The 19,994-nt window shown below is 59.0% G+C and carries 21 protein-coding genes; 15 read left to right on the plus strand and 6 right to left on the minus strand.

Going from position 1 to position 19,994, the window contains the following annotated elements; translation table 11 throughout:
• Positions 1–2: 2 nt before the first annotated feature.
• The 4 genes from LQ945_RS04360 to LQ945_RS04375 form a co-directional block, all read right to left on the minus strand.
• Positions 3–389, minus strand: a complete 387-nt coding sequence (locus LQ945_RS04360) for a YidB family protein (RefSeq protein WP_020827585.1) — start codon at positions 387–389, stop codon at positions 3–5.
• Positions 390–481: 92 nt separating this feature from the next.
• On the minus strand, positions 482–730 hold the full coding sequence (locus tag LQ945_RS04365; RefSeq protein ID WP_017893301.1) for a GlsB/YeaQ/YmgE family stress response membrane protein: 249 nt from the start codon (positions 728–730) through the stop codon (positions 482–484).
• Positions 731–1,254: 524 nt separating this feature from the next.
• Positions 1,255–2,157: a LysR family transcriptional regulator gene (locus LQ945_RS04370; RefSeq protein ID WP_270102343.1), complete on the minus strand. Its 903-nt coding sequence runs from the start codon at positions 2,155–2,157 to the stop codon at positions 1,255–1,257.
• A 53-nt stretch (positions 2,158–2,210) separates the two neighbouring features.
• The gene (locus tag LQ945_RS04375; RefSeq protein WP_270102344.1) at positions 2,211–2,984 is read right to left on the minus strand and encodes an SDR family oxidoreductase; all 774 of its coding nucleotides are present in this window, start codon (positions 2,982–2,984) and stop codon (positions 2,211–2,213) included.
• Positions 2,985–3,251: 267 nt separating this feature from the next.
• On the opposite strand from LQ945_RS04375, the gene yjdN reads away from it, so the two are divergent.
• Complete coding sequence (yjdN, locus tag LQ945_RS04380; protein WP_270102345.1) at positions 3,252–3,668, plus strand: VOC family metalloprotein YjdN; 417 nt, start codon at positions 3,252–3,254, stop codon at positions 3,666–3,668.
• A gap of 54 nt (positions 3,669–3,722) precedes the next feature.
• Here yjdN and LQ945_RS04385 read toward each other — a convergent pair whose 3' ends face one another.
• Positions 3,723–3,917: a hypothetical protein gene (locus tag LQ945_RS04385; protein WP_044552217.1), complete on the minus strand. Its 195-nt coding sequence runs from the start codon at positions 3,915–3,917 to the stop codon at positions 3,723–3,725.
• 165 nt (positions 3,918–4,082) lie between these two features.
• On the opposite strand from LQ945_RS04385, the gene LQ945_RS04390 reads away from it, so the two are divergent.
• Both LQ945_RS04390 and LQ945_RS04395 read left to right on the plus strand, forming a co-directional pair.
• Positions 4,083–5,633: a sensor domain-containing diguanylate cyclase gene (locus LQ945_RS04390; RefSeq protein ID WP_044552218.1), complete on the plus strand. Its 1,551-nt coding sequence runs from the start codon at positions 4,083–4,085 to the stop codon at positions 5,631–5,633.
• Between the two features lie 336 nt (positions 5,634–5,969).
• Complete coding sequence (locus LQ945_RS04395; protein ID WP_410071751.1) at positions 5,970–6,872, plus strand: Kdo hydroxylase family protein; 903 nt, start codon at positions 5,970–5,972, stop codon at positions 6,870–6,872.
• A gap of 53 nt (positions 6,873–6,925) precedes the next feature.
• Here the strand turns inward: LQ945_RS04395 and paaZ are convergent, their stop codons facing one another.
• Positions 6,926–8,998 carry a phenylacetic acid degradation bifunctional protein PaaZ gene (paaZ, locus tag LQ945_RS04400; RefSeq protein WP_270102346.1) on the minus strand — a complete coding sequence of 691 codons (2,073 nt, stop codon included), beginning with the start codon at positions 8,996–8,998 and terminating at the stop codon, positions 6,926–6,928.
• A gap of 318 nt (positions 8,999–9,316) precedes the next feature.
• On the opposite strand from paaZ, the gene paaA reads away from it, so the two are divergent.
• From paaA to paaX, 12 genes are all read left to right on the plus strand, one after another.
• Positions 9,317–10,255 carry a 1,2-phenylacetyl-CoA epoxidase subunit PaaA gene (gene paaA / locus LQ945_RS04405; protein ID WP_270102347.1) on the plus strand — a complete coding sequence of 313 codons (939 nt, stop codon included), beginning with the start codon at positions 9,317–9,319 and terminating at the stop codon, positions 10,253–10,255.
• Positions 10,256–10,265: 10 nt separating this feature from the next.
• The gene (gene paaB, locus LQ945_RS04410; protein WP_182822949.1) at positions 10,266–10,553 is read left to right on the plus strand and encodes a 1,2-phenylacetyl-CoA epoxidase subunit PaaB; all 288 of its coding nucleotides are present in this window, start codon (positions 10,266–10,268) and stop codon (positions 10,551–10,553) included.
• An 8-nt stretch (positions 10,554–10,561) separates the two neighbouring features.
• Complete coding sequence (gene paaC / locus LQ945_RS04415) at positions 10,562–11,323, plus strand: 1,2-phenylacetyl-CoA epoxidase subunit PaaC (RefSeq protein WP_270102348.1); 762 nt, start codon at positions 10,562–10,564, stop codon at positions 11,321–11,323.
• 9 nt (positions 11,324–11,332) lie between these two features.
• Positions 11,333–11,830 (plus strand): 1,2-phenylacetyl-CoA epoxidase subunit PaaD, encoded by a 498-nt coding sequence (paaD, locus tag LQ945_RS04420; protein ID WP_270102349.1) that lies wholly within the window; start codon positions 11,333–11,335, stop codon positions 11,828–11,830.
• Positions 11,831–11,844: 14 nt separating this feature from the next.
• On the plus strand, positions 11,845–12,903 hold the full coding sequence (paaE, locus tag LQ945_RS04425; protein WP_270102350.1) for a 1,2-phenylacetyl-CoA epoxidase subunit PaaE: 1,059 nt from the start codon (positions 11,845–11,847) through the stop codon (positions 12,901–12,903).
• Between the two features lie 9 nt (positions 12,904–12,912).
• Positions 12,913–13,686 (plus strand): 2,3-dehydroadipyl-CoA hydratase PaaF, encoded by a 774-nt coding sequence (paaF, locus tag LQ945_RS04430; RefSeq protein ID WP_270102351.1) that lies wholly within the window; start codon positions 12,913–12,915, stop codon positions 13,684–13,686.
• A 3-nt stretch (positions 13,687–13,689) separates the two neighbouring features.
• The gene (gene paaG / locus LQ945_RS04435; protein WP_044552233.1) at positions 13,690–14,481 is read left to right on the plus strand and encodes a 2-(1,2-epoxy-1,2-dihydrophenyl)acetyl-CoA isomerase PaaG; all 792 of its coding nucleotides are present in this window, start codon (positions 13,690–13,692) and stop codon (positions 14,479–14,481) included.
• Positions 14,482–14,483: 2 nt separating this feature from the next.
• The gene (locus tag LQ945_RS04440) at positions 14,484–16,004 is read left to right on the plus strand and encodes a 3-hydroxyacyl-CoA dehydrogenase (protein ID WP_270102352.1); all 1,521 of its coding nucleotides are present in this window, start codon (positions 14,484–14,486) and stop codon (positions 16,002–16,004) included.
• Positions 16,004–16,444: a hydroxyphenylacetyl-CoA thioesterase PaaI gene (gene paaI / locus LQ945_RS04445; protein WP_020827603.1), complete on the plus strand. Its 441-nt coding sequence runs from the start codon at positions 16,004–16,006 to the stop codon at positions 16,442–16,444. The genes LQ945_RS04440 and paaI overlap by 1 nt, the downstream gene beginning before the upstream one ends.
• The gene (pcaF, locus tag LQ945_RS04450; protein ID WP_262240684.1) at positions 16,441–17,646 is read left to right on the plus strand and encodes a 3-oxoadipyl-CoA thiolase; all 1,206 of its coding nucleotides are present in this window, start codon (positions 16,441–16,443) and stop codon (positions 17,644–17,646) included. The genes paaI and pcaF overlap by 4 nt, the downstream gene beginning before the upstream one ends.
• Positions 17,647–17,662: 16 nt before the next feature.
• Complete coding sequence (gene paaK / locus LQ945_RS04455) at positions 17,663–18,970, plus strand: phenylacetate--CoA ligase PaaK (RefSeq protein ID WP_041414726.1); 1,308 nt, start codon at positions 17,663–17,665, stop codon at positions 18,968–18,970.
• A 78-nt stretch (positions 18,971–19,048) separates the two neighbouring features.
• On the plus strand, positions 19,049–19,987 hold the full coding sequence (paaX, locus tag LQ945_RS04460) for a phenylacetic acid degradation operon negative regulatory protein PaaX (RefSeq protein ID WP_262240683.1): 939 nt from the start codon (positions 19,049–19,051) through the stop codon (positions 19,985–19,987).
• Positions 19,988–19,994 lie beyond the last annotated feature (7 nt).

The raw sequence follows: 19,994 nt of genomic DNA on the forward strand, positions 1-19,994 counted from the left end.
GATTATTTGAACAGTTTACCGACCATGTCGCCCAGTTCGTTGCTGTTCGACTGCACTTCGCCATTTGGTGAGGCAGCGTCAGCTACCGTTGGCAGGAACTGTGCAATGGTGGCTGAAGCCTGAGCCGGATCGATCCCCAGCTTTTCCGCCAGCTGGTTGATGGCATCGCTGCCCAGCGCCTGCTGCACGTGATCGCCGCTAATCTGCTGGTTTTCACCGTTGCCTAGCCATGAGCCGACCACATCGCCGAATTGACCCTGACGGAACTTGTCCAGAATCGCCTGCAGGCCACCCTGCTGCTCAACCCATTGCATAATGGCGACGTAATCGATGCCCTTACCGTTGGCACCGCCCAGAATGTTGCCCAATACGCTATCAAACAGACCCATGGTATTCCCCTTCCGGTCGTCGGCACTGCCGCCCGACCGCTGTGATTTAACGAAAAAGGGTCGCCGCAGCGACCCTGTTGTTCAGCAACCGATCAGTTTCTGATCTTTCTGTAGACAAAAAGCACCACCAGGGCACCGATGACCGCGACAACAAAGCTGCCCAGGTTGAAGCCATCAACACGGCCCATACCGAAGAAGGTACTGATATAGCCGCCGACAACCGCACCGATGATCCCCAGGATAACGGTTACGATAAAGCCGCCGCCGTCTTTGCCCGGCATAATCCATTTAGCCAAGATACCGGCGATTAACCCAAAAATGATCCAGGAAATGATGCCCATTTTTACTCTCCCTATTACTTTTTGCCTAAAAGAAACTCTGTTTTCAGGCCCGAGTCGGCGCCTGATCCAACCCTGACGACACTTTCACAACCACAATCCTGTTGCCCTGTGCTGACCGTTAACGGCAGCGCGATGCAGGGTGAATCTTGATAAACACGCATCTTCACACTGTTACTATAGACAAATATCAGCAGTTTACCCATTTCCGTCTGTCTGAATTTATCTGTTCAAAAATCACCCATATTCATCAAACTGTCATTGCGCGGCGCTATAACAGCAGGTGAATACTGCTGCAGGGGACAGACCATGACCAACACTCCGTTTCTGCTGATACTGGCTGCAATCTATGCGCTGGCTGCTGCCTGGGACGGTTCTGCCGCCTTGCTGTTCCAGTAATGTTACACGCGCTTTGTCACTTTTCGAGTGGTTTTAAATGTGTCTTGTTTTGTCAGCAACTTTAACCCGCTGAAAACCAATAACAAATGGCGGTCCGTTTGGATAAAAATCCCATTGGCTGCCGGGCCTCAATTTTCGCAAAAGGGCTTGATAAGGTGGCTGAACCACTCGGCAAAAGCGGTTAAACGCGCCGAGCGTTGGCGGCGGTGAGGATAAAGCAACGCAATGCCCATCGCCGGTGGCCGGGCCTGCGGCATAACCTCAGACAAGCTGCCGTTGTCCAGATAGTGCTGAACATCAAAGCGCGGTATCTGAATCATCCCCAACCCCGCCAGACAGCATCCAATATAATTTTCCGCATTGTTTACCGTGACCCGGCTTCGCAAGATTTTTTCCATGCGCTGATCGCCCCGCTGCCAAAGCCAGGTATCTGCCCCGGCCAAAGTCGGCTGCGCGTAGCCTACGCCCCAGTGCCCCGCCAACTGCTCGGGATTCTCCGGCGTACCGTAACGTTGCAAATAGTCCGGGCTGGCGCAGTTGATCATGCTTAATCGTCCCAGCGGCTGGCTGACCAGACTACTGTCGCTGAGGCTGCCGACGCGTACCACGCAGTCGATCCCCTCCTGGATCAAATCGATTGAACGGTCGCTGGCGCTGAGGAACAGTTGAATGTCGGGGTACTGCACAAAGAAGTCCGGCAGCGCCGGCACGATCATTCGCCGGGCTATACGACTGGGCACATCGACCGTCAAACGACCGTCGATCGGGCCGTTTTGCCGATGAAACAGGCCTTCCAGTGTTTGAACGTCGAACAACAGGCTGCGCGCTTTTTCGAGCAACAGCTCGCCGTCGCTGGTCAACTGCACCCGGCGAGTGGTGCGGTGAAACAGGCGGGTGCCCATTTCGTGTTCCAGTTGTTGTATCGCCGCAGAAACCGTGGTTTTTGGCATCAACAGGATTTGTGAAGCGCGGATAAAACTGCCCACCTCCGCAACCTGGATAAAAACCCGTAATCTCCCTATTTTATCCACCGACTGTGCATCCTGATAAACAGGCTGCGGCCCGGGCCGCAGCAGAATTGAGGTTAACGGGTAGTATAGCCACCGTTGGCAAACAGCGTCTGCCCGGTGATCCACCAGCCGTCGGTGACCAAAAACTTGACGATCGGCGCAATGTCCTCGATGTCGGTCAGACCGGTTTTCGAGAACTTGCTCAGCGCGGCGGCACCGCTGTGGTACTCCACCGCTTCCTTGCTTTCCTGCCCGTAGAAGAACGGCGTATCCATTGGCCCCGGACCGATGGCGTTCACGCTGATGCCGCGTTCGCCAAACTCCTTGGAAGCCGCGCGGGTAAAGTGCTCCACCGGCGCCTTGCTGCCCGGATAGACCGCATAAAACGGCGTATAGGCCGCCAGCAGCGAGCTGACGATGGTCACAATTCGGCCGTTATCGGCCAAATGTTTGCCTGCCTGCTGGATAAAGAAAAATGCCGCTTTGGCATTGATGTCGAAACTGCTGTCGTAATCGGCTTCGGTCACTTCGGCAATCGGTTTTTTGATCACCAGACCGGCGGTATTGATGGCGATATCCACCTTGCCGAACGCCTTGACGGCTTTCTCAAACAGCAGCGCCACGTTACCCGTCTGGGTGAGATCGCCCTGTACCGCAATCGCCTGAGCCCCCGTCGCCTTAACCGCCTGCAACGTTTCCTCCGCGGCGGCACGAGTGGCGTCGCTGTTGTAGTGCACCACCACGGCCGCCGCGCCGTTAGCGGCCAAATCCCGCGCCACCAGCCCCCCAAGGTTCTTGGCGCCGCCGGCGATCAACACCACTTTTCCATTCAAAGATTGCTTGCTCATTACAGTGACTCCGTTAGTGAAGGTTGCAACGAGTATAGAAACAGTGACCGCACAGATAATCTGTCCAAATTGGGATGAACCATCCCACTTTTTCGGTTAATAGCAACGATCGGCCGGTTAATTTCCACAGCGTGATCGCCCGCCGGGCATTCGGCGTAAATCGCACTACACTTGTAAGTTCCCGGCAGCAATAGTCACAATCAGAAACTATTGCCCCTCGCCCGTGGGATGCAAAACGCCTGACGGGCCACAACAGAGGTCAATGTCATGTTGATTCAACCCTATCTCTTTTTTAACGGTAACTGCGAGCAGGCGATCAACTTCTACCAGCAGCAGTTGGGCGCCAGGATCGAAATGATTATGCGCTACAAAGATATGCCCGAGGAGGCCAGGCAAGGCAATCCGCAGGACGTCAACCCAGAGTCCATCATGCATGCCCGTCTACTGATTGGCGAAACGGCGCTGATGGCCTCCGATGGGTGTCCGCAGGATGGCGGCGAAGCTTCGCATAAGGGATTCGCCCTGTCGCTGGACCCCAGCGACGTGGAGCAAGGCCGAGCATTGTTCGAAAAACTGGCTCAGGGCGGCCAGGTCACCATGCCTTACCAGGCCACCTTCTGGGCCAAGGGTTTTGGCATGCTGACCGACCAGTTCGGGGTCAATTGGATGATTAACGTTGAATAACCGGTCATCCCGCCAGGGTGTCCGCCACCGACAGCGGATACCCCGGTGCCTGGGTCAACGGTAGTGATACCAGTCATAAGCCGCCATGGCGAACAGCACAAACAGCACCGTCAACAACACCAATCCCAAACGCCAGTAAGGCGATTTACGCTGCCGCCAGGCAAAAATCATCATTAGCGCCAGCACACCCAGGGTCACCGGGTAATAAACCACCAGCGTCAGCAAAGTAATAATGATGTAGTCAGACATGTACTCGAACCCTGTATTTTCTATGCCAGTTTTACGGCGAATTGTAACACTCCGCTGGGGTGGCTCATGCATTTTTGATGTTAAGGGAGTAGTGGTCGGCGTGATTAACGAATAAGATGTAAGATTGTTCTTATCTCGATTAAAAGACTTTATAGCAAGGGTGACATGATACAGCAGCAACCGCAGGATGCCGAACGGCCACGCAACGGTAAGAATTCCCCGTTACTCTTTCAGGCCGGCGTATTTGTCGTCATCGTTGCCGTCACGCTGATCCTGTTTAACGGTTGGCAGATTTGGAATTCGCACCAGCGCGATTTGCAGAGCGCCGAATATGAATCGGCCAATCTGGCACGTTCCCTGGCGCAACACGCCGATGACACCTTTATGCAAACCGACAGCACGCTGTCGGATCTCACCGAACGCATTCAAACCGATGGGCTGGGCCAATTGCCGTTGTTGCGGCTGCAGAAAGTCATGCAAACGCAGGTTGGCAACCTGCCCCAGTTGCATGGCCTGTTCGTTTACGATGCGCAGGGGAATTGGATCGTCACCTCATCAGGCAGGTTCATACAAAACGCCAACAATGCCGATCGCGAATATTTTAAGTTTCACCTCAGTCATAACAGCAATGCGATTTACATCGGCAAGGTGGTACGCAGTCGTTCTACCGGTGATTTGATCATTCCGGTCTCGCGTCGCCTCAATCACCCGGACGGCAGCTTTGCCGGGGTGGTGTTAGCCACGCTGTATGTCGATTATTTCCGCCAGTTTTACGACACCTTTGCCCTCAACAGCGACGCCTCGCTCAACCTGCTATTGGCAGACGGCACCATTCTCTACCGCCGCCCTTATTCCATTGCGGCGATCGGCAAGAATATCTCTGAGGGCGTGCTGTTCCGTGAAATATTGCCGCACTCCGAGTTCGGCAATGCCACCATTGTTTCACGCTACGACAAAGTCGAGCGCATTTACGGTTATTCGCGGGTGAATCGCTACCCGTTGGTGATTGCCGCCGGCTTGTCGAAGGCAGATGTCCTGTCCGACTGGCGTAATGATACCGGCGTATTTGCCCTGGGCGGCGCTACGCTGTTGATCATCCTGCTGGCGATGGGGCTGGTGCTGATGCGCCAGATCAACCACAGCGTGCGCACCGAAGCCGAACTGATGCGCACCCGCGATCAGCTCACCACCATCAACCGAACGTTGGAAGAGTTGGCGTTGCTGGACGGGTTAACCGGCCTGGCCAACCGCCGTCAGTTTGATATCGCCCTTAAGAACGAACTGATGCGCGCCTCACGCAATTACCGCAGCGTGGCATTGCTGATGCTGGATATCGACTGCTTCAAACAATATAACGACATCTATGGTCACGTAGCCGGCGACCAGTGCCTGCAACAGATCGGACAAACGCTGAAAGGGCTGGCCTGCCGCAGCAACGATATTATGGCCCGCTATGGCGGTGAGGAAATGGCCATTATTCTGCCGGATACCGACACTCAGGGCGCGCTGATTTTCGCCGAACGGGTGATTGAAGCGGTACGTGAGCTGAAAATACCGCATACGGGTAACCCTCACGGTATTGTCACCATCAGTATTGGCATCTTCGCCAAAGTGCCGCATATGTATAACGACACGCCAATCGGCTTTATTAATCAGGCCGACAGCGCCCTGTATCAAGCCAAGGCCCAGGGAAAAAACCGCATTTACCCCGCCTGACCTATTGGGCCGTCTCATCCAGAGACGGCCCCTGAATTTATTTTTCCGCAAGGGAAATAAAAACCAACCTTCTGATCATCCACTGAATTTAATTTAAATCTTCACTCTGGTTTCAGTAAGAAATTTATTAACGCCGGTTAAATCTATTTTTATCCATTCGTGCGATTAGCATAGCCGTTTAATGTCTGTTTACTGTTTGATGCATTTTAATGGTGCTACGATTATTAAATCCAGCAGTAGTAGCCAATTAATTTCATCCAACAATAATTCCCGCTGGTTATAAATCCCTTTCAAATAAAAAACAATTAAAGTATCCCCCCATCGCAAGGAGATATTATGCGCGCGGATAATCTTACGCCTGAACAGGTGTTAATGACGTTGCCACAGCAACGGTGGGATAGCGCCCCAGCGCCCCTTTCCCCCTCTGCCGTCGAGGCACTTGAGCAAGGTAAAATCGTGTTTTTGCCTGAACTGGCGTTTCCGATGTTAGCCGGTGAAATGGCGCTGCTGGATCCCGCGCTGGTCGATACAAAACGTAAAAACATCAGCTACTGGCCAGAAACGAGCAAATTATCCGGCGTGGCGATAGCCGCGCAACAGCCACAGGTGGAAACGTTGCTGTCACGCTATTACCAGACCTGCCTGCAACTGGTTGCCACCCTGCTCCCCCACTACCAACAAGCCTTGCATTCGCCGGTCAACACCCTGCGCCTGCATCCGGTTGCGGCCTGGCGCGAGACCAGCTCATGGCGCAAGGACGACAGCCGGCTGCACGTCGATGCCTTCCCGTCACGCCCGAACTATGGTGAACGCATTCTGCGCATCTTCACCAACATCAACCCCAATGGCGAACTTCGCCAATGGCGCATCGGCGAACCCTTTCCTCAACTGGCGCAACGCTTTATGCCGCGCCTGGGCCGCTATTCACCGCTGAACAGCTGGCTGCAGCACAAGGTCGGCATCACCAAACGACGCCGCAGCCATTACGACCACCTGATGCTGCAACTGCATGATGCGATGAAAGCCGACCAGCACTATCAGCAGCAAGGCCCTCAACTGGCGCTCGACTTACCGCCGGGCAGCAGTTGGATCTGTTTCTCCGATCAAACGCCACACGCGGCGATGGCGGGCCAGTTTATGCTGGAACAAACCTTCCTGTTGCCCGTCGCCGCGATGAAAAACCCCCAGCAATCACCGCTGAAGGTGCTGGAAACGCTGCTGCATCGGCCCTTGCTTTAATCCAATTTCGCCAACTGCGGCAAAGGCTCCGCAGTTGGCCGTCGCGGCAGCCTTCAGGTCGCCGGGCCGAAGTCCCCTTCCTGTCGCGCCACCAACGTCAGGATACTGTACAGCGCCACCGCCTGCTGATGCTGGTTGAGCACCTGAACATCCCACACCACCACGCCGTGCGGACGATCCTCCGCCGTTTTCTGCGGCTTGCGGATTTTCTTTTTGCAGGTCAGCCGCACCTGAAGGGTATCGCCAATCTTCACCGGCTCGATAAAGCGCAGGTTCTCCATGCCGTAGTTGGCAATCACCGGCCCGACGCCCGGATCGACAAACAGCCCGGCGGCAGCAGAAACCACAAAGTAGCCGTGCGCAACCCGCTCGCCAAACAACGATTCGGCCGCGCCGATCTTGTCCATATGGGCATAGAAGTGGTCGCCACTCAGGCAGGCAAAATTGACGATATCGGCCTCGGTCACGGTCCGCCGCGCCGTCAGCAGGCTTTCGCCCAGCCGCAGTTGCTCGAAGTATTTGCGGAACGGGTGTACCGGCTCTTCAATCACCGTCGCGCCGCGAACCCACTCACGGCCGATCGCCGCCAGCATGGCTGGACTGCCCTGAATGGCCGTGCGTTGCATATAGTGTTTTACCGCGCGTAGCCCACCCAATTCTTCACCACCACCGGCTCGTCCCGGCCCGCCGTGCACCAGCATTGGCAACGGAGAACCGTGGCCAGTGGACTCCACCGCCGCCTGTTGATCCAGGATCAGCATTCGGCCGTGCGCGCAGGCGGTAGCGCGGATAAAGCGCGTCGCCAGCGCCTCATCAGCGGTCACCAGGGAGCCCGCCAGGCTACCCTGGCCCATTAACGCCAGCTCAATCGCCTGTTCGGTATGCTGATAGGGCATCAGCGTTGCCACCGGGCCGAATGCTTCGGTGCCATGCACCGCCTGATGGCTAAAGGGATCGGCACAGTACAACAGCGTGGCCGGATAAAATGCCCCCTGCTGCACGCCTTCCCCGCTCACCTCCAGGTTATCCGTTCTCGCGCCGCACAACGGTTCGCAACCGTTATGCAGCAGGAAATCCACCTTCTGTTGCACGTCGTCGCGCTGCTCGCGGCTGACCAGGGCCCCCATCCGCACCTGTTCCAGTTTAGGATCGCCCACCGTGACGCCACTCAGCCGCTGCAACAGCGCCTGCTGTACCTCTGCCACCCGTTTCGCCGGCACGATAATCCGCCGGATTGCGGTACATTTTTGCCCAGCCTTGGCGGTCATCTCGCGGCACACTTCTTTGATAAACAGCGCAAACTCCGGCATCTGCGGCGTAACGTCCTCGCCCAGCACGCAGCAGTTGAGCGAGTCTGCCTCCATGGTGAAAGCAATCGACTTTTGCAACAGGCGCGGGTGCGCACGCAGCTGCTGACCGGTCTGCGCCGAGCCGGTAAAGGTCACCGCATCCTGATAATCCAGATGTTCAAACATATCGCCGACGCCGCCGCACACCAGCTGCAACGCGCCCTCCGGTACCAGACCGCTGTCGATAATCAGTCTGACCATCGCCTGCGTCAGCTGCGCCGTGGCGGTCGCCGGTTTAACGATCGCCGGCATGCCGGCCAACCAGGTGGGAGCCAGTTTTTCCAGCATCCCCCAGCAGGGAAAGTTAAAAGCATTGATATGCAATGCCACACCAGGGCGTGAAGTCAGCACGTGTCGGGCGGCAAACTGCGCCTGTTTGGACAGCGGGATCAGTTCGTCTTCCGGCCACAGGGTATCGTCCGGCAGCTCGCGCCCAGCCAGCCCGGCGTAGGCAAACAGCGTGGCGATACCGCCTTCGATATCCACCCAGCCGTCACTGCGGGTCGCACCGGTCTGGTACGAAATCTCATACAGCGTTTCTTTATTTGCCAGCAGGTGTTTAGCCACCGCTTTCATCATTTGCGCGCGCTGCTGGAAGGTCATCTGTGCCAGCGCCTTGCCGCCCTTGCTGCGCGCATATTCCAGACTGGCGGCCAGCGGTAGCCCGTCGGAACAAACCTGATACAGCGGTTGGCCGGTGACGGCATGGTGGATTTCACGGGCTTTGCCCTGCCCATACACCCAGGTGCCAGAAAGATAACTGTGTAGCTGCTGCATTTGCTCCTCCGGAATTCATAAATTTACACCACAATGATTAATTACGTATCACATATTGTCCAGTTTTCGCCAGCCTGAAATTTAACAAAATAAAAACACCCAGGCGGTAGAACCGCTCAAACTCGGGTTTATCTCTCCCAAATAAATTTTTAATATTATTAAAAAACAAACATATAAAAACACTCATTGTGAGCGCACTCGCAAAACCACACAAATGTTGTTTGATCTTTTTGTTATCAGTTTGTAGCCTTATGGTTACGTAAAGTGATTCACATTTTTATATTCAATGTGAAAAATACGAATCACCAAGAGGCAAGCATGACAACTGACTCGCAACATCAGCAGCACTTCGACGACAAAATCGCGGCGGATACCGCCATCGAGGCCAAAGACTGGATGCCGGATGCCTATCGCCAAAACCTGATCCGCCAGATTGGCCAGCATGCCCATTCCGAAGTGGTCGGCATGTTGCCGGAGGCCAACTGGTTGACGCGTGCCCCGACTCTGCGCCGCAAGGCGGTGTTGCTGGCCAAGGTGCAGGACGAAGCCGGGCATGGCCTGTACCTGTACAGCGCTGCTGAAACCCTGGGCTGCTCTCGTCAGGATATCTACCAGAAGATGCTCGACGGCAAGATGAAATACTCCTCGATCTTCAACTACCCGACGCTCAACTGGGCGGATATCGGCGTCATCGGCTGGTTGGTGGACGGCGCGGCTATCGTCAACCAGGTGGCGCTGTGTCGTGCATCCTACGGCCCCTATGCGCGGGCGATGGTGAAAATTTGCAAGGAAGAGAGCTTCCACCAGCGCCAAGGTTACGAAGCGGTCATGGCGATGGCCAACGGCAGCGAGCAACAGAAGGCCATGCTGCAAGATGCGATTAACCGCTTCTGGTGGCCGGTACTGATGATGTTTGGGCCCAGCGACACCGATTCACCGCACAGCGCGCAGAGCATGGCCTGGAAAATCAAACGCCACAGCAACGATGAGTTACGGCAGAAATTTGTCGACAACACCGTCCCCCAGTTGGAAGCCCTGGGCATGGTCGCGCCGGACGCCGATTTGACCTGGGACGAAGCCACCGGCCACTACCGCTTCGGCGAAATCGACTGGGGTGAACTGCATGAGGTGATCAAAGGACGTGGCCAGTGTAACCACGAACGGCTACAGGCCAAGCGCCGCGCTTGGGAAGAAGGTGCCTGGGTGCGCGATGGCGCTCTGGCCCACGCGTCAAAAAACACCTCAACCGCCGCATAAGGAACCGATGATGACACATGCCCAATGGCCTCTGTATGAAGTGTTTATCCGCAGCAAGCAAGGGCTGGCACACCGTCACGTCGGCAGCCTGCACGCCGCCGATGACCAGATGGCGCTGGAAAACGCCCGCGATGCCTATACCCGCCGCAACGAGGGCTGCTCAATCTGGGTGGTGCAATCCTGCCACCTGATCGCCTCGCAACCGGAAGACCGTGAAGCCTTTTTCGATCCGTCCGATGACAAGATTTACCGTCATCCGACGTTCTACACCATTCCCGACGGCATCAAGAACATGTAGGGGCGACCATGACCTTCAATAACGATCCACTCGTCACCTATGTCCTGCGTCAGGGCGATACGCCGCTGATCCTCGCCCAGCGCTTGTGCGCCTGGTGCGGCCACGCGCCGGAACTGGAGATCGACCTGGCGCTGGCCAATATCGGTCTGGACTTGCTGGGCCAGGCGCGCAATTTTCTCGGTTATGCCGCCGAACTGGCCGGACCGCCATTCAACGAAGACCGGCTGGCCTTTGGTCGTGACGAACGTGAGTTCCATAACCTGCTGCTGGCGGAACAGCCGAACGGCGGCTTCAACGACACTCTGGTGCGACAGTTCCTGATGGACGCCTACCATGTGCAGCTGCATCAGGCTTTGAGCCACAGTCGCGATGCGCAACTCGCCGCTATCGCCGCCAAGTCACTGAAGGAGGCGCATTACCACCTGCGTTTCAGCCGTGGCTGGATGATCCGTCTGGGTGACGGCAGCCCCGTCAGCCACCAAAAAATTCAGCAGTCGCTGGACGGCCTGTGGCGTTTTACCGCCGAACTGTTCTACGCCGATGAGCTGGAACGCCAACTGGCGGAACAGGGCATCGCCGTCGATCCGCGCCAGCTTGAGGCACCGTGGCTGGCGCTGGTTGAAGAAACGCTGCAGCAGGCCACCCTGACGCTGCCGGCAGAGCAGGCGTTCCGCCACGGCGGCAAGCAGGGGCGGCACAGCGAACATCTCGGACCGCTGCTGGCCGAGATGCAGTTTCTGCAACGCGCCTATCCCAATGCGAACTGGTAAGGGGGGGCGATGAATATTACCCGACTGCAGGCCGCGGAAATCCCGCAAATCTGGCACTGCCTGCAACAGATCAGCGATCCGGAACTGCCGGTGCTGTCGATTACCGATCTGGGCATGGTTCGCGACGTTAAAGCCGACGGCGACGGCTGGCGCATTACCTTTACGCCAACCTACTCCGGTTGCCCCGCCACCGAGTTTCTGCTCGAAGCCATCGAGCAGCGGCTGGCCGAGGCCGGCTTTGCCCCGGTCAAAGTGGACATTCGTCTCAGTCCGGCGTGGACCACCGACTGGATGAACGCCTCGGCGCGCGAACGGCTGCGTGAATACGGCGTTGCGCCGCCACAGGGCCATACCTGCGACAAACCGCAGGCTGCAGGCCCGGTGCCCTGCCCGCGCTGCGGCAGCACCCACAGCGAGAAAATCAGCGAATTCGGCTCCACCGCCTGCAAAGCGCTGTATCGCTGCTGCGATTGCCGCGAACCCTTCGACTATTTCAAATGCATTTAGGAGCGCAGAAAACCATGACGGTCTTCCATCGCCTGAACGTCGCCGCCATCGAGCGCGAAACGCCGGACGCCGTAGCTATCACTCTGCGCGTGCCCGAAGAGCTGAAAAGTCATTACTGCTACACCCCCGGCCAACATCTGACGCTAAAGGCGCAGGTGGATGGCGAAGAGCTGCGCCGCTGCTACTCCATCTGCAGCGCTCCTCAGGAAGGGCTGCTGCAGATCGGCGTTAAAGCCATCCATCAGGGCCGCTTTTCCTCGTTCGTTAACCGACTGCTGAAAGTCGGCGACGCACTGGAGGTGATGGTGCCGCAGGGCCGTTTCGGCTATCAGCCACGGGCGGAAAACAGCGGCGACTATCTGGCGATTGCCGCCGGTTCCGGCATCACGCCGATGCTGTCGATCATCAAAGCCACCCTGCAACTTGAACCGCACAGCAGTTTTACGCTGATTTACGGCAACCGCAGCAGCCGTTCGGTGATGTTCAAAGAGACGCTGTCCGATCTGAAAAACCGCTACCCGCAACGTTTTCAGCCGCTGTATCTGTTCAGCCAGGAGAACCTCGACAGCCCGCTGCTCAGTGGGCGCATCGATCGCGAGCGGCTGTTGGCGATCGGCGGCGCCCTGCTGGATTACCGCGACTATGACCATGCCTTTATCTGCGGCCCCCAAACCATGATGGACGACGCCCAAAGCGTGCTGGAACAGGCCGGCTTACCCGCCGAGCGAATCCACAGCGAGCGCTTTAACACCAGCGGCGTGGTCGCCCGCCCGGTCAACGACACCCCGCGCAACGCCACGCGGGTGGCGATTTTGCTCGACGGCCGCCGGTTGGATATCGAGGTCGGCTCGCAGGACGACAGCATTCTGGACGCGGCGTTGCGCCAGGGAGCCGATCTTCCCTATGCCTGCAAAGGCGGCGTGTGCGCCACCTGCAAGTGCCGGTTAAAAGCCGGTCAGGTGGACATGGCCGTCAACTACAGCCTGGAGCCGGATCAACTCGCGGCAGGCTACGTATTGAGCTGCCAGTCGTGGCCACGCGGTGACGGTGTGGTGCTGGACTTTGACGTATAGGAGCCACCAATGGAAACCCCTTTGATCCTGCAACATCGCCAGGCGCGCGTGCTGACGCTGGAACTGCACCGTCCACCAGCGCGCAATGCCCTGAACACCCCCTGTCTGGAGCAGTTGGTTGACTTGCTGGAACAGGCCGATGCCGATACCGGCGTGGGTGCCGTGGTGATTACCGGTGCGCCGCGTTTCTTTGCCGCCGGAGCCGATCTGCACGAGCTGCAACAGCAAGATCTGCCGGCTACGCTGACGGATCGCCGCCCGCTGTTGTGGCAACGGCTGGCGCAGTTCAGTAAACCGCTGCTGGCGGCAGTCAACGGCTATGCGCTCGGCGCCGGCTGCGAACTGGCGCTGGCCTGCGACATCGTCATTTGCGGCGAAAGCGCCCGCTTTGGCCTGCCGGAAATCACCCTCGGCCTGATGCCAGGGGCCGGCGGCACTCAGCGTTTGATTCGCTGCGTCGGTAAATCCTGCGCCAGTCAGATGGTGCTGAGCGGCGAGGCCATTAACGCCTCGCGTGCATTGCAGTGCGGATTGGTCAGCGAAGTATGCGTCGACGCGCTGACGCTGGAACGCGCACAGCAGATCGCCGAACGCATCAGCCAACAGGCCCCGCTGGCACTGCGCGCCGCCAAACAGGCGCTGAAACAGGCGGAGGAAATCGGCCTCAGCCAGGGGCTGCTCATCGAACGCCAGCAGTTTGCCACTCTGGCCGCCACCGACGATCGCCGCGAGGGCATCGCCGCCTTCTTCGAAAAACGTACGCCAAACTATCAGGGGCGCTGATTTATGGAAAACGCATTGATTCTCACCCACCTTGAAGCCGGGGTGCTGACGCTGACCCTCAATCGGCCAGACCGGCTCAATAGCTTCAACGACGAGATGCACCGCCAACTGAGCGAAGCCTTGACCCTCGCCGAGCGGGACGAAACCGTACGCTGCTTGTTGATCACCGGCGCGGGGCGTGGCTTTTGCGCCGGGCAGGATCTGAACGATCGCAACGTCAGCGTCGAACAGCAGGCGCCGGATCTCGGCCTGTCGGTAGAGCGTTTTTACAATCCGCTGATCCGTCGTCTGACCGCCCTGCCAAAGCCGGTGGTGTGCGCCGTCAACGGTGTGGCAGCGGGGGCCGGCGCAGCGCTGGCACTGGCCTGCGATATCGTGATCGCCGCCGATAACGCCCATTTTATTCAGTCTTTCTGTCGTCTGGGGCTGGTGCCGGACTCCGGCGGCAGCTGGTTCCTGCCCCGCCTGGCTGGCCACGCCCGCGCCATGGGCATGGCGCTGCTGGGGGATAAAGTCAGCGCACAGCAGGCGCTGGCATGGGGCATGATCTGGCAGGTGGTAGCGGCGGACCAACTGGCCGCCACCGGCCAAACGCTGGCACAACACCTGGCCACCCAACCCACTTACGGATTGGGACTGATTAAAAAAGCCCTTTACAGCTCGGCGAACAATACCCTCGATCAGCAGCTCGATCTGGAGCGCGACCTGCAGCGCCTCGGCGGTCGCAGCGACGACTACCGCGAAGGCGTCAGTGCCTTCTTCGCCAAACGTACCCCTAATTTCAGCGGGAAATAATCATGAGCCTGCCGAACGTCAACGCAAGGGTCGCCGTGATTGGCGCAGGAACCATGGGCATCGGCATCGCCCAGGTGGCGGCCGGGGCCGGGCATCCGGTGTGGCTGTTTGATATCGATGCCGCCGCCGCCCGGCAGGCGCTAGATGCGTTAGGCCAACGCCTGCGCCAGAGGGTCGAGTCCGGCAAGGCCGACGCCGAAGCCACCGCGGCCCTGTTGGCCCGTATTCAGCCGGTCGAGTCGCTTGACCAGTTGGCCGATAGCGCACTGGTGATAGAAGCGGTGGCGGAAAAACTGGCGATCAAACAGAGCCTGTTTCGTGAGCTGGAAGCGCTGTGTTCCCCCGCCGCACTGTTCGCCAGCAACACTTCATCGCTGTCGATTACCGCCATCGGCGGTGCGCTGCGCCATCCACAGCGCCTGGCCGGTTTGCACTTCTTCAACCCGGCTCCGGTGATGAAGCTGGTCGAGATCGTCAGCGGGTTGGACACCAGCGCCGAAACCGTTGCCGAGCTGCAGGCGCTGACCCGGCAATGGGGCAAACAAAGCGTGCTGTGCCGTTCCACGCCCGGCTTTATCGTTAACCGCGTGGCGCGACCTTTTTACGCCGAAACCCTGCGCGCCCTCGAAGAACAGGTCGCCGACGCCGCCACGCTGGATGCGGTGATGCGCGACGCAGGCGGCTTTGCCATGGGGCCACTGCAACTGACCGATATGATTGGTCAGGACATCAATTACGCCGTCACCGAATCGGTGTTTCAGGCTTTCTTCCAGGATCCGCGCTTTACGCCATCTTTGGTGCAGCAGGAACGGGTAGTCGCCGGGCGTCTGGGCCGCAAAAGCGGGTGCGGCTTTTATCGCTATGACAAACAGGCACCGCCGCAAATTGTCGCCGGCTTGCCTGCTTCCTGTGGGGAATTGCCGCACAGCATCAAGCTGCACGGCGACGCGGCAGGGGTCACTCTGCTGGCCGAGTTACTGGCAGGAAATGCGGAGGCGATCATACAACCCGGCCAGACCAGTGCTTTTGCCCAGATCGATGAAGTTACATTTATGTTAACAAATGGTAAAACAGCCAGCCAGGTCGCCGATGAAACCGGAACTCCCGTGGTGCTGTTTGATCTGTCCGCCCAGTATGTCCAGGCCTCCGCCGTCGCCATCAGTTGTGCGGCGCAAAACGATGCCCGGCACAACGCCACTGTGGTACGTCTGCTGCAATCCCTTGGCAAGAAAGTGATCCTGTTGCCGGACTACCCTGGCCTGCTGGTGATGCGCACCCTCGCCATGTTGGCGAATGAAGCGCTCGACGTGGTGAACAAGGGCGTCGCCAGCGCCGCCGATACCGACCACGCCATGCGCTGCGGGGTTAACTACCCGCGCGGCCCGCTGGAATGGGGGGCGTCCTTGGGCTGGCGACACATCCTGACCACGCTGGAAAATCTGCAGCGCTTCTACGGCGAACCCCGCTATCGCCCGATGCCGCTGCTGCGCCACTACGCATCCCTTTCTTCAGGAGCCCAATGATGAATGCCAATACGCCCCACGCGCTGGCGCAACGCTGCGCCGAACAGATGTTTCAGCAGGACACCTGCGCCCAGGCGATGGGCATGCGGGTGGATGCCGTCGACGCCGGGTTCGCCAAAGTCAGCATGACCGTCGGGCCGCAGATGCTCAACGGCCACCAGACCTGCCACGGCGGGCAGCTGTTCAGCCTGGCGGACACCGCTTTCGCCTACGCCTGCAACAGCCAGGGGCTGGCGGCGGTAGCATCCGGCTGCAGCATAGACTTTATCCGCCCGGCGCTGGCCGGCGATCGCCTGACGGCCAGCGCCGAGGTGCGCCATCAGGGCAAAACCACCGGGCTGTATGACGTGGAGATTGTCAATCAACTAGGCAAGACCGTCGCCTGGTTCCGCGGCCGCGCACATCGGCTCGGTCACGCCATTTTAGGGGAGCAAGCATGAACCAGGCTTTTATCTGCGACGGTGTCCGCACGCCGATTGGCCGTTACGGCGGCGCCCTGGCCAACGTCCGCGCCGACGACCTGGCCGCACTGCCGCTGCGCGCCCTGCTGGCCCGCCACTCGCAGGTGGACTGGTCAAGGGTGGACGACGTGATCCTCGGCTGCGCCAATCAGGCCGGGGAAGACAACCGCAATCTGGCACGCATGGCAGCGCTGCTGTCGGGCCTGCCGGTTAACGTTTCCGGCACTACCCTCAACCGCCTGTGCGGCTCGGGGTTGGACGCGCTGGCGATGGCGGCCCGCAGCATCAAGGCCGGCGAAGCCGGTTTGGTATTGGCCGGCGGCGCAGAATCGATGACCCGGGCCCCGTTGGTGATGGGTAAGGCCGACAGCGCCTTCAGCCGTCAGACGCAGCTGTATGACACCACTCTCGGCTGGCGGTTTATCAATCCGCTGATGCAGGCGCAATACGGCACCGAATCCATGCCGGAAACCGCCGAAAACGTAGCGGAAAAATTCAACGTCAGCCGCGCCGATCAGGACGCCTTCGCACTGCGCAGTCAGCAACGGGCCGCACGAGCGCAAGCGCTGGGGATATTCGCGCAGGAGATCGTGCCGGTCAGCCTCAGCGGCAAGAAAGGTGCGGTCACCCTGTTTGATCAGGACGAACATCCGCGTGCAGATACGCGGCTGGAACAGTTACAGGCGCTGAAAACCCCGTTCCGCCAACCCGGTACGGTGACCGCCGGCAACGCTTCCGGCCTGAACGACGGAGCCGCCGCGCTGATCGTCGCCTCGGAAGCAATGGCCGTTAGCCAGGGGTTAACTCCACGGGCGCGTATCGTCGCTACCGCAACCTGCGGCGTCGAACCCGGTTTAATGGGCATAGGTCCGCTGCCGGCCACCCGCAAAGTGCTGGAACTGACCGGCCTGAGCCTGGCGCAAATGGACGTCATCGAACTGAACGAGGCTTTTGCCGCCCAGGCGCTGGCGGTATTGCGCCAGCTTGGGTTGCCTGACGACGCCCCGCAGGTGAACCCCAACGGCGGCGCGATAGCCCTGGGCCACCCGCTGGGCATGAGCGGCGCGCGCCTGGCGTTAGCTGCCCTGTTTGAACTGGAACGGCGTTCCGGCCGCTACGCGCTTTGCACTATGTGCATCGGCGTCGGCCAGGGCATCGCCATGATTATTGAGCGAGTCTGACCCCCCGAGGCTAACCATGACAATGAATCCACAGCCACTCGACGCCATTGAGTTCGCCTCGCGCGATGAGATTGAGGCGCTGCAGCTGGAGCGTCTTAAATGGACGCTGCACCACGCCTACAACAACGTGCCGATGTATCGGCGCAAGTTCGATCAGGCAGGCGTCCATCCCGACGATCTCAAACAGCTGAGCGATCTGGCTCGCTTCCCCTATACCACCAAGCAGGATCTGCGCGACAACTACCCGTTCGACACCTTTGCCGTGCCGATGGAACAGGTGGTGCGTATTCATGCCTCGTCAGGGACCACCGGCCGGCCGACGGTGGTCGGCTACACCCAGCGGGATATCGATAATTGGGCCGATATCGTCGCACGCAGCCTGCGCGCCGCCGGCGCTACCGCCAAAGACAAGGTGCACGTGGCCTACGGCTATGGCCTGTTCACCGGCGGGCTGGGGGCTCACTACGGCGCGGAACGGCTCGGGGCGACGGTGATCCCGATGTCCGGTGGGCAAACCGAAAGGCAGGCGCAGCTGATCCTGGATTTCAAACCCGATGTGATCATGGTGACGCCGTCCTACTGCCTGACGCTGATCGACGAGCTGGAACGTAAAATGGGCGGCGATGCCCGTGGCTGCTCGCTGCGTCTCGGCGTTTTTGGTGCCGAACCCTGGACCGAAGCGCTGCGGCATGAGATTGAAAGCCGCATGGGCATCAAGGCGCTGGATATTTACGGCCTTTCCGAGGTGATGGGGCCGGGCGTGGCGATGGAATGCGCCGAAAGCGGCGGCGGCCCGACCATCTGGGAAGACCACTTCCTGCCGGAAATCATCTGCCCGGAAACCGGCGTGACCCTGCAGGACGGCCAGCACGGCGAACTGGTGTTCACCACGCTGACCAAAGAGGCGCTGCCGGTGATCCGCTACCGTACCCGCGACCTCACCCGCCTGCTGCCGGGTGATGCACGCCAGATGCGTCGCATGGGGAAAATTACCGGCCGCTCCGACGACATGCTGATCATCCGCGGCGTCAACGTGTTCCCGTCGCAGGTGGAAGAGCAAATCATGCAGTTCGAACAGCTGTCGCCACACTATCAGCTGCAGGTCAGCCGCAGCGGGCACCTGGATACCCTGGCGGTGCGCGTTGAATTGAAAGAAGCGGCGCTCAGCCTCAGCCACCAGCAACGCTGCGAGATTTGCCACCAGTTACGCCACCACATCAAGTCGATTATCGGCGTCAGCACCGACGTCAGCATCGCCAACTGCGGCGACATCCCGCGTTCAGAGGGCAAGGCCCAGCGCGTGGTCGATCTGCGGCCTCGTTGATTGCCCCGGCGTCACGGATGACGCCCGGATGAATTGTGGTAATGTTATGCTTCACCGTCGGCTAACCCATGGAAAAATATGGAACATAAACTGGATGAGTTTATCCGCCATGCTATAGAGGCTCAGCCGATCAGCGGCACCTCGCTGATTATCTCCCTCTACGGCGATGCGCTGAGCCACCGGGGCGGCGAAGTCTGGCTTGGCAGCCTGAGCGCGCTGCTGGAGGCCCTGGGTTTTGGTGACCGCTTCGTACGCACCTCGGTATTTCGCCTGCAGAAAGAGGGCTGGCTGGAGGTTGAAAAAATCGGCCGTCGCAGCTTCTATCGGGTGACCGATCAGGGTATGCGCCAGTTCCGCCATGCCGAGTCGAAAATCTATCTCAGCGAGCCGCCCGCCTGGGACGGGAAATGGGACTTGCTGCTGCTGGAAAGTGCGGAAAAGGAAGAGCGGGCCCGGTTGAAAAAAGAGCTGGGCTGGCTGGGCTTCGGTCAAATAGCCAGCAATCTGATGGCGGCGCCCACTCATGCGCAAACTGACGTCACCGCCCTGCTCGGCGAACTTAACGCCAGCGAACAGGTGATCTACTTCCGCGCCGACTATCCCTATAACCGCTCGGAGAAAACCCTGCAACAGCTGGTGGCCAACTGTTGGGCGCTGGCTGACGTCGCTGCCGATTATCATGAATTTATCGTCTCTTTTCGCCCCCTTATGGCGCTGCTGCGCGAAGCCGATGAAGCGCTGCTGACACCCCAGCGCTGTTTCCAGATTAAGCTATTATTGATCCACTTCTTCCGGCGCGTGGTGCTCAAAGACCCTCTGCTGCCGGACGCCCTGCTGCCGGCCCAGTGGGAAGGACAGATTGCCCGTAACCTGTGCATCAATATTTATCAGCGGGTAGACCGCGCAGCGACCGAGTATGTCAGCGCCATGGCGGAGACCACCATCGGCGCTCTGCCTGCCCCGGCGGCCGGCTATTATCGGCGCTTCGGCGGCCTGCCGCGCGATAACTCATTTTAAGGAGCCT

The organism is Serratia liquefaciens, assembly GCF_027594825.1.
GTDB classification, from domain to species: domain Bacteria; phylum Pseudomonadota; class Gammaproteobacteria; order Enterobacterales; family Enterobacteriaceae; genus Serratia; species Serratia liquefaciens_A.

Coding starts and splice junctions, on each gene's coding strand:
- LQ945_RS04360 (WP_020827585.1), bottom strand. CDS start 389: ATGGGTCTGTTTGATAGCGTATTGGGCAACATTCTGGGCGGTGCCAAC.
- LQ945_RS04365 (WP_017893301.1), bottom strand. CDS start 730: ATGGGCATCATTTCCTGGATCATTTTTGGGTTAATCGCCGGTATCTTG.
- LQ945_RS04375 (WP_270102344.1), bottom strand. CDS start 2,984: ATGAGCAAGCAATCTTTGAATGGAAAAGTGGTGTTGATCGCCGGCGGC.
- yjdN (WP_270102345.1), top strand. CDS start 3,252: ATGTTGATTCAACCCTATCTCTTTTTTAACGGTAACTGCGAGCAGGCG.
- LQ945_RS04385 (WP_044552217.1), bottom strand. CDS start 3,917: ATGTCTGACTACATCATTATTACTTTGCTGACGCTGGTGGTTTATTAC.
- LQ945_RS04390 (WP_044552218.1), top strand. CDS start 4,083: ATGATACAGCAGCAACCGCAGGATGCCGAACGGCCACGCAACGGTAAG.
- LQ945_RS04395 (WP_410071751.1), top strand. CDS start 5,970: ATGCGCGCGGATAATCTTACGCCTGAACAGGTGTTAATGACGTTGCCA.
- paaZ (WP_270102346.1), bottom strand. CDS start 8,998: ATGCAGCAGCTACACAGTTATCTTTCTGGCACCTGGGTGTATGGGCAG.
- paaA (WP_270102347.1), top strand. CDS start 9,317: ATGACAACTGACTCGCAACATCAGCAGCACTTCGACGACAAAATCGCG.
- paaB (WP_182822949.1), top strand. CDS start 10,266: ATGACACATGCCCAATGGCCTCTGTATGAAGTGTTTATCCGCAGCAAG.
- paaC (WP_270102348.1), top strand. CDS start 10,562: ATGACCTTCAATAACGATCCACTCGTCACCTATGTCCTGCGTCAGGGC.
- paaD (WP_270102349.1), top strand. CDS start 11,333: ATGAATATTACCCGACTGCAGGCCGCGGAAATCCCGCAAATCTGGCAC.
- paaE (WP_270102350.1), top strand. CDS start 11,845: ATGACGGTCTTCCATCGCCTGAACGTCGCCGCCATCGAGCGCGAAACG.
- paaF (WP_270102351.1), top strand. CDS start 12,913: ATGGAAACCCCTTTGATCCTGCAACATCGCCAGGCGCGCGTGCTGACG.
- paaG (WP_044552233.1), top strand. CDS start 13,690: ATGGAAAACGCATTGATTCTCACCCACCTTGAAGCCGGGGTGCTGACG.
- LQ945_RS04440 (WP_270102352.1), top strand. CDS start 14,484: ATGAGCCTGCCGAACGTCAACGCAAGGGTCGCCGTGATTGGCGCAGGA.
- paaI (WP_020827603.1), top strand. CDS start 16,004: ATGAATGCCAATACGCCCCACGCGCTGGCGCAACGCTGCGCCGAACAG.
- pcaF (WP_262240684.1), top strand. CDS start 16,441: ATGAACCAGGCTTTTATCTGCGACGGTGTCCGCACGCCGATTGGCCGT.
- paaK (WP_041414726.1), top strand. CDS start 17,663: ATGACAATGAATCCACAGCCACTCGACGCCATTGAGTTCGCCTCGCGC.
- paaX (WP_262240683.1), top strand. CDS start 19,049: ATGGAACATAAACTGGATGAGTTTATCCGCCATGCTATAGAGGCTCAG.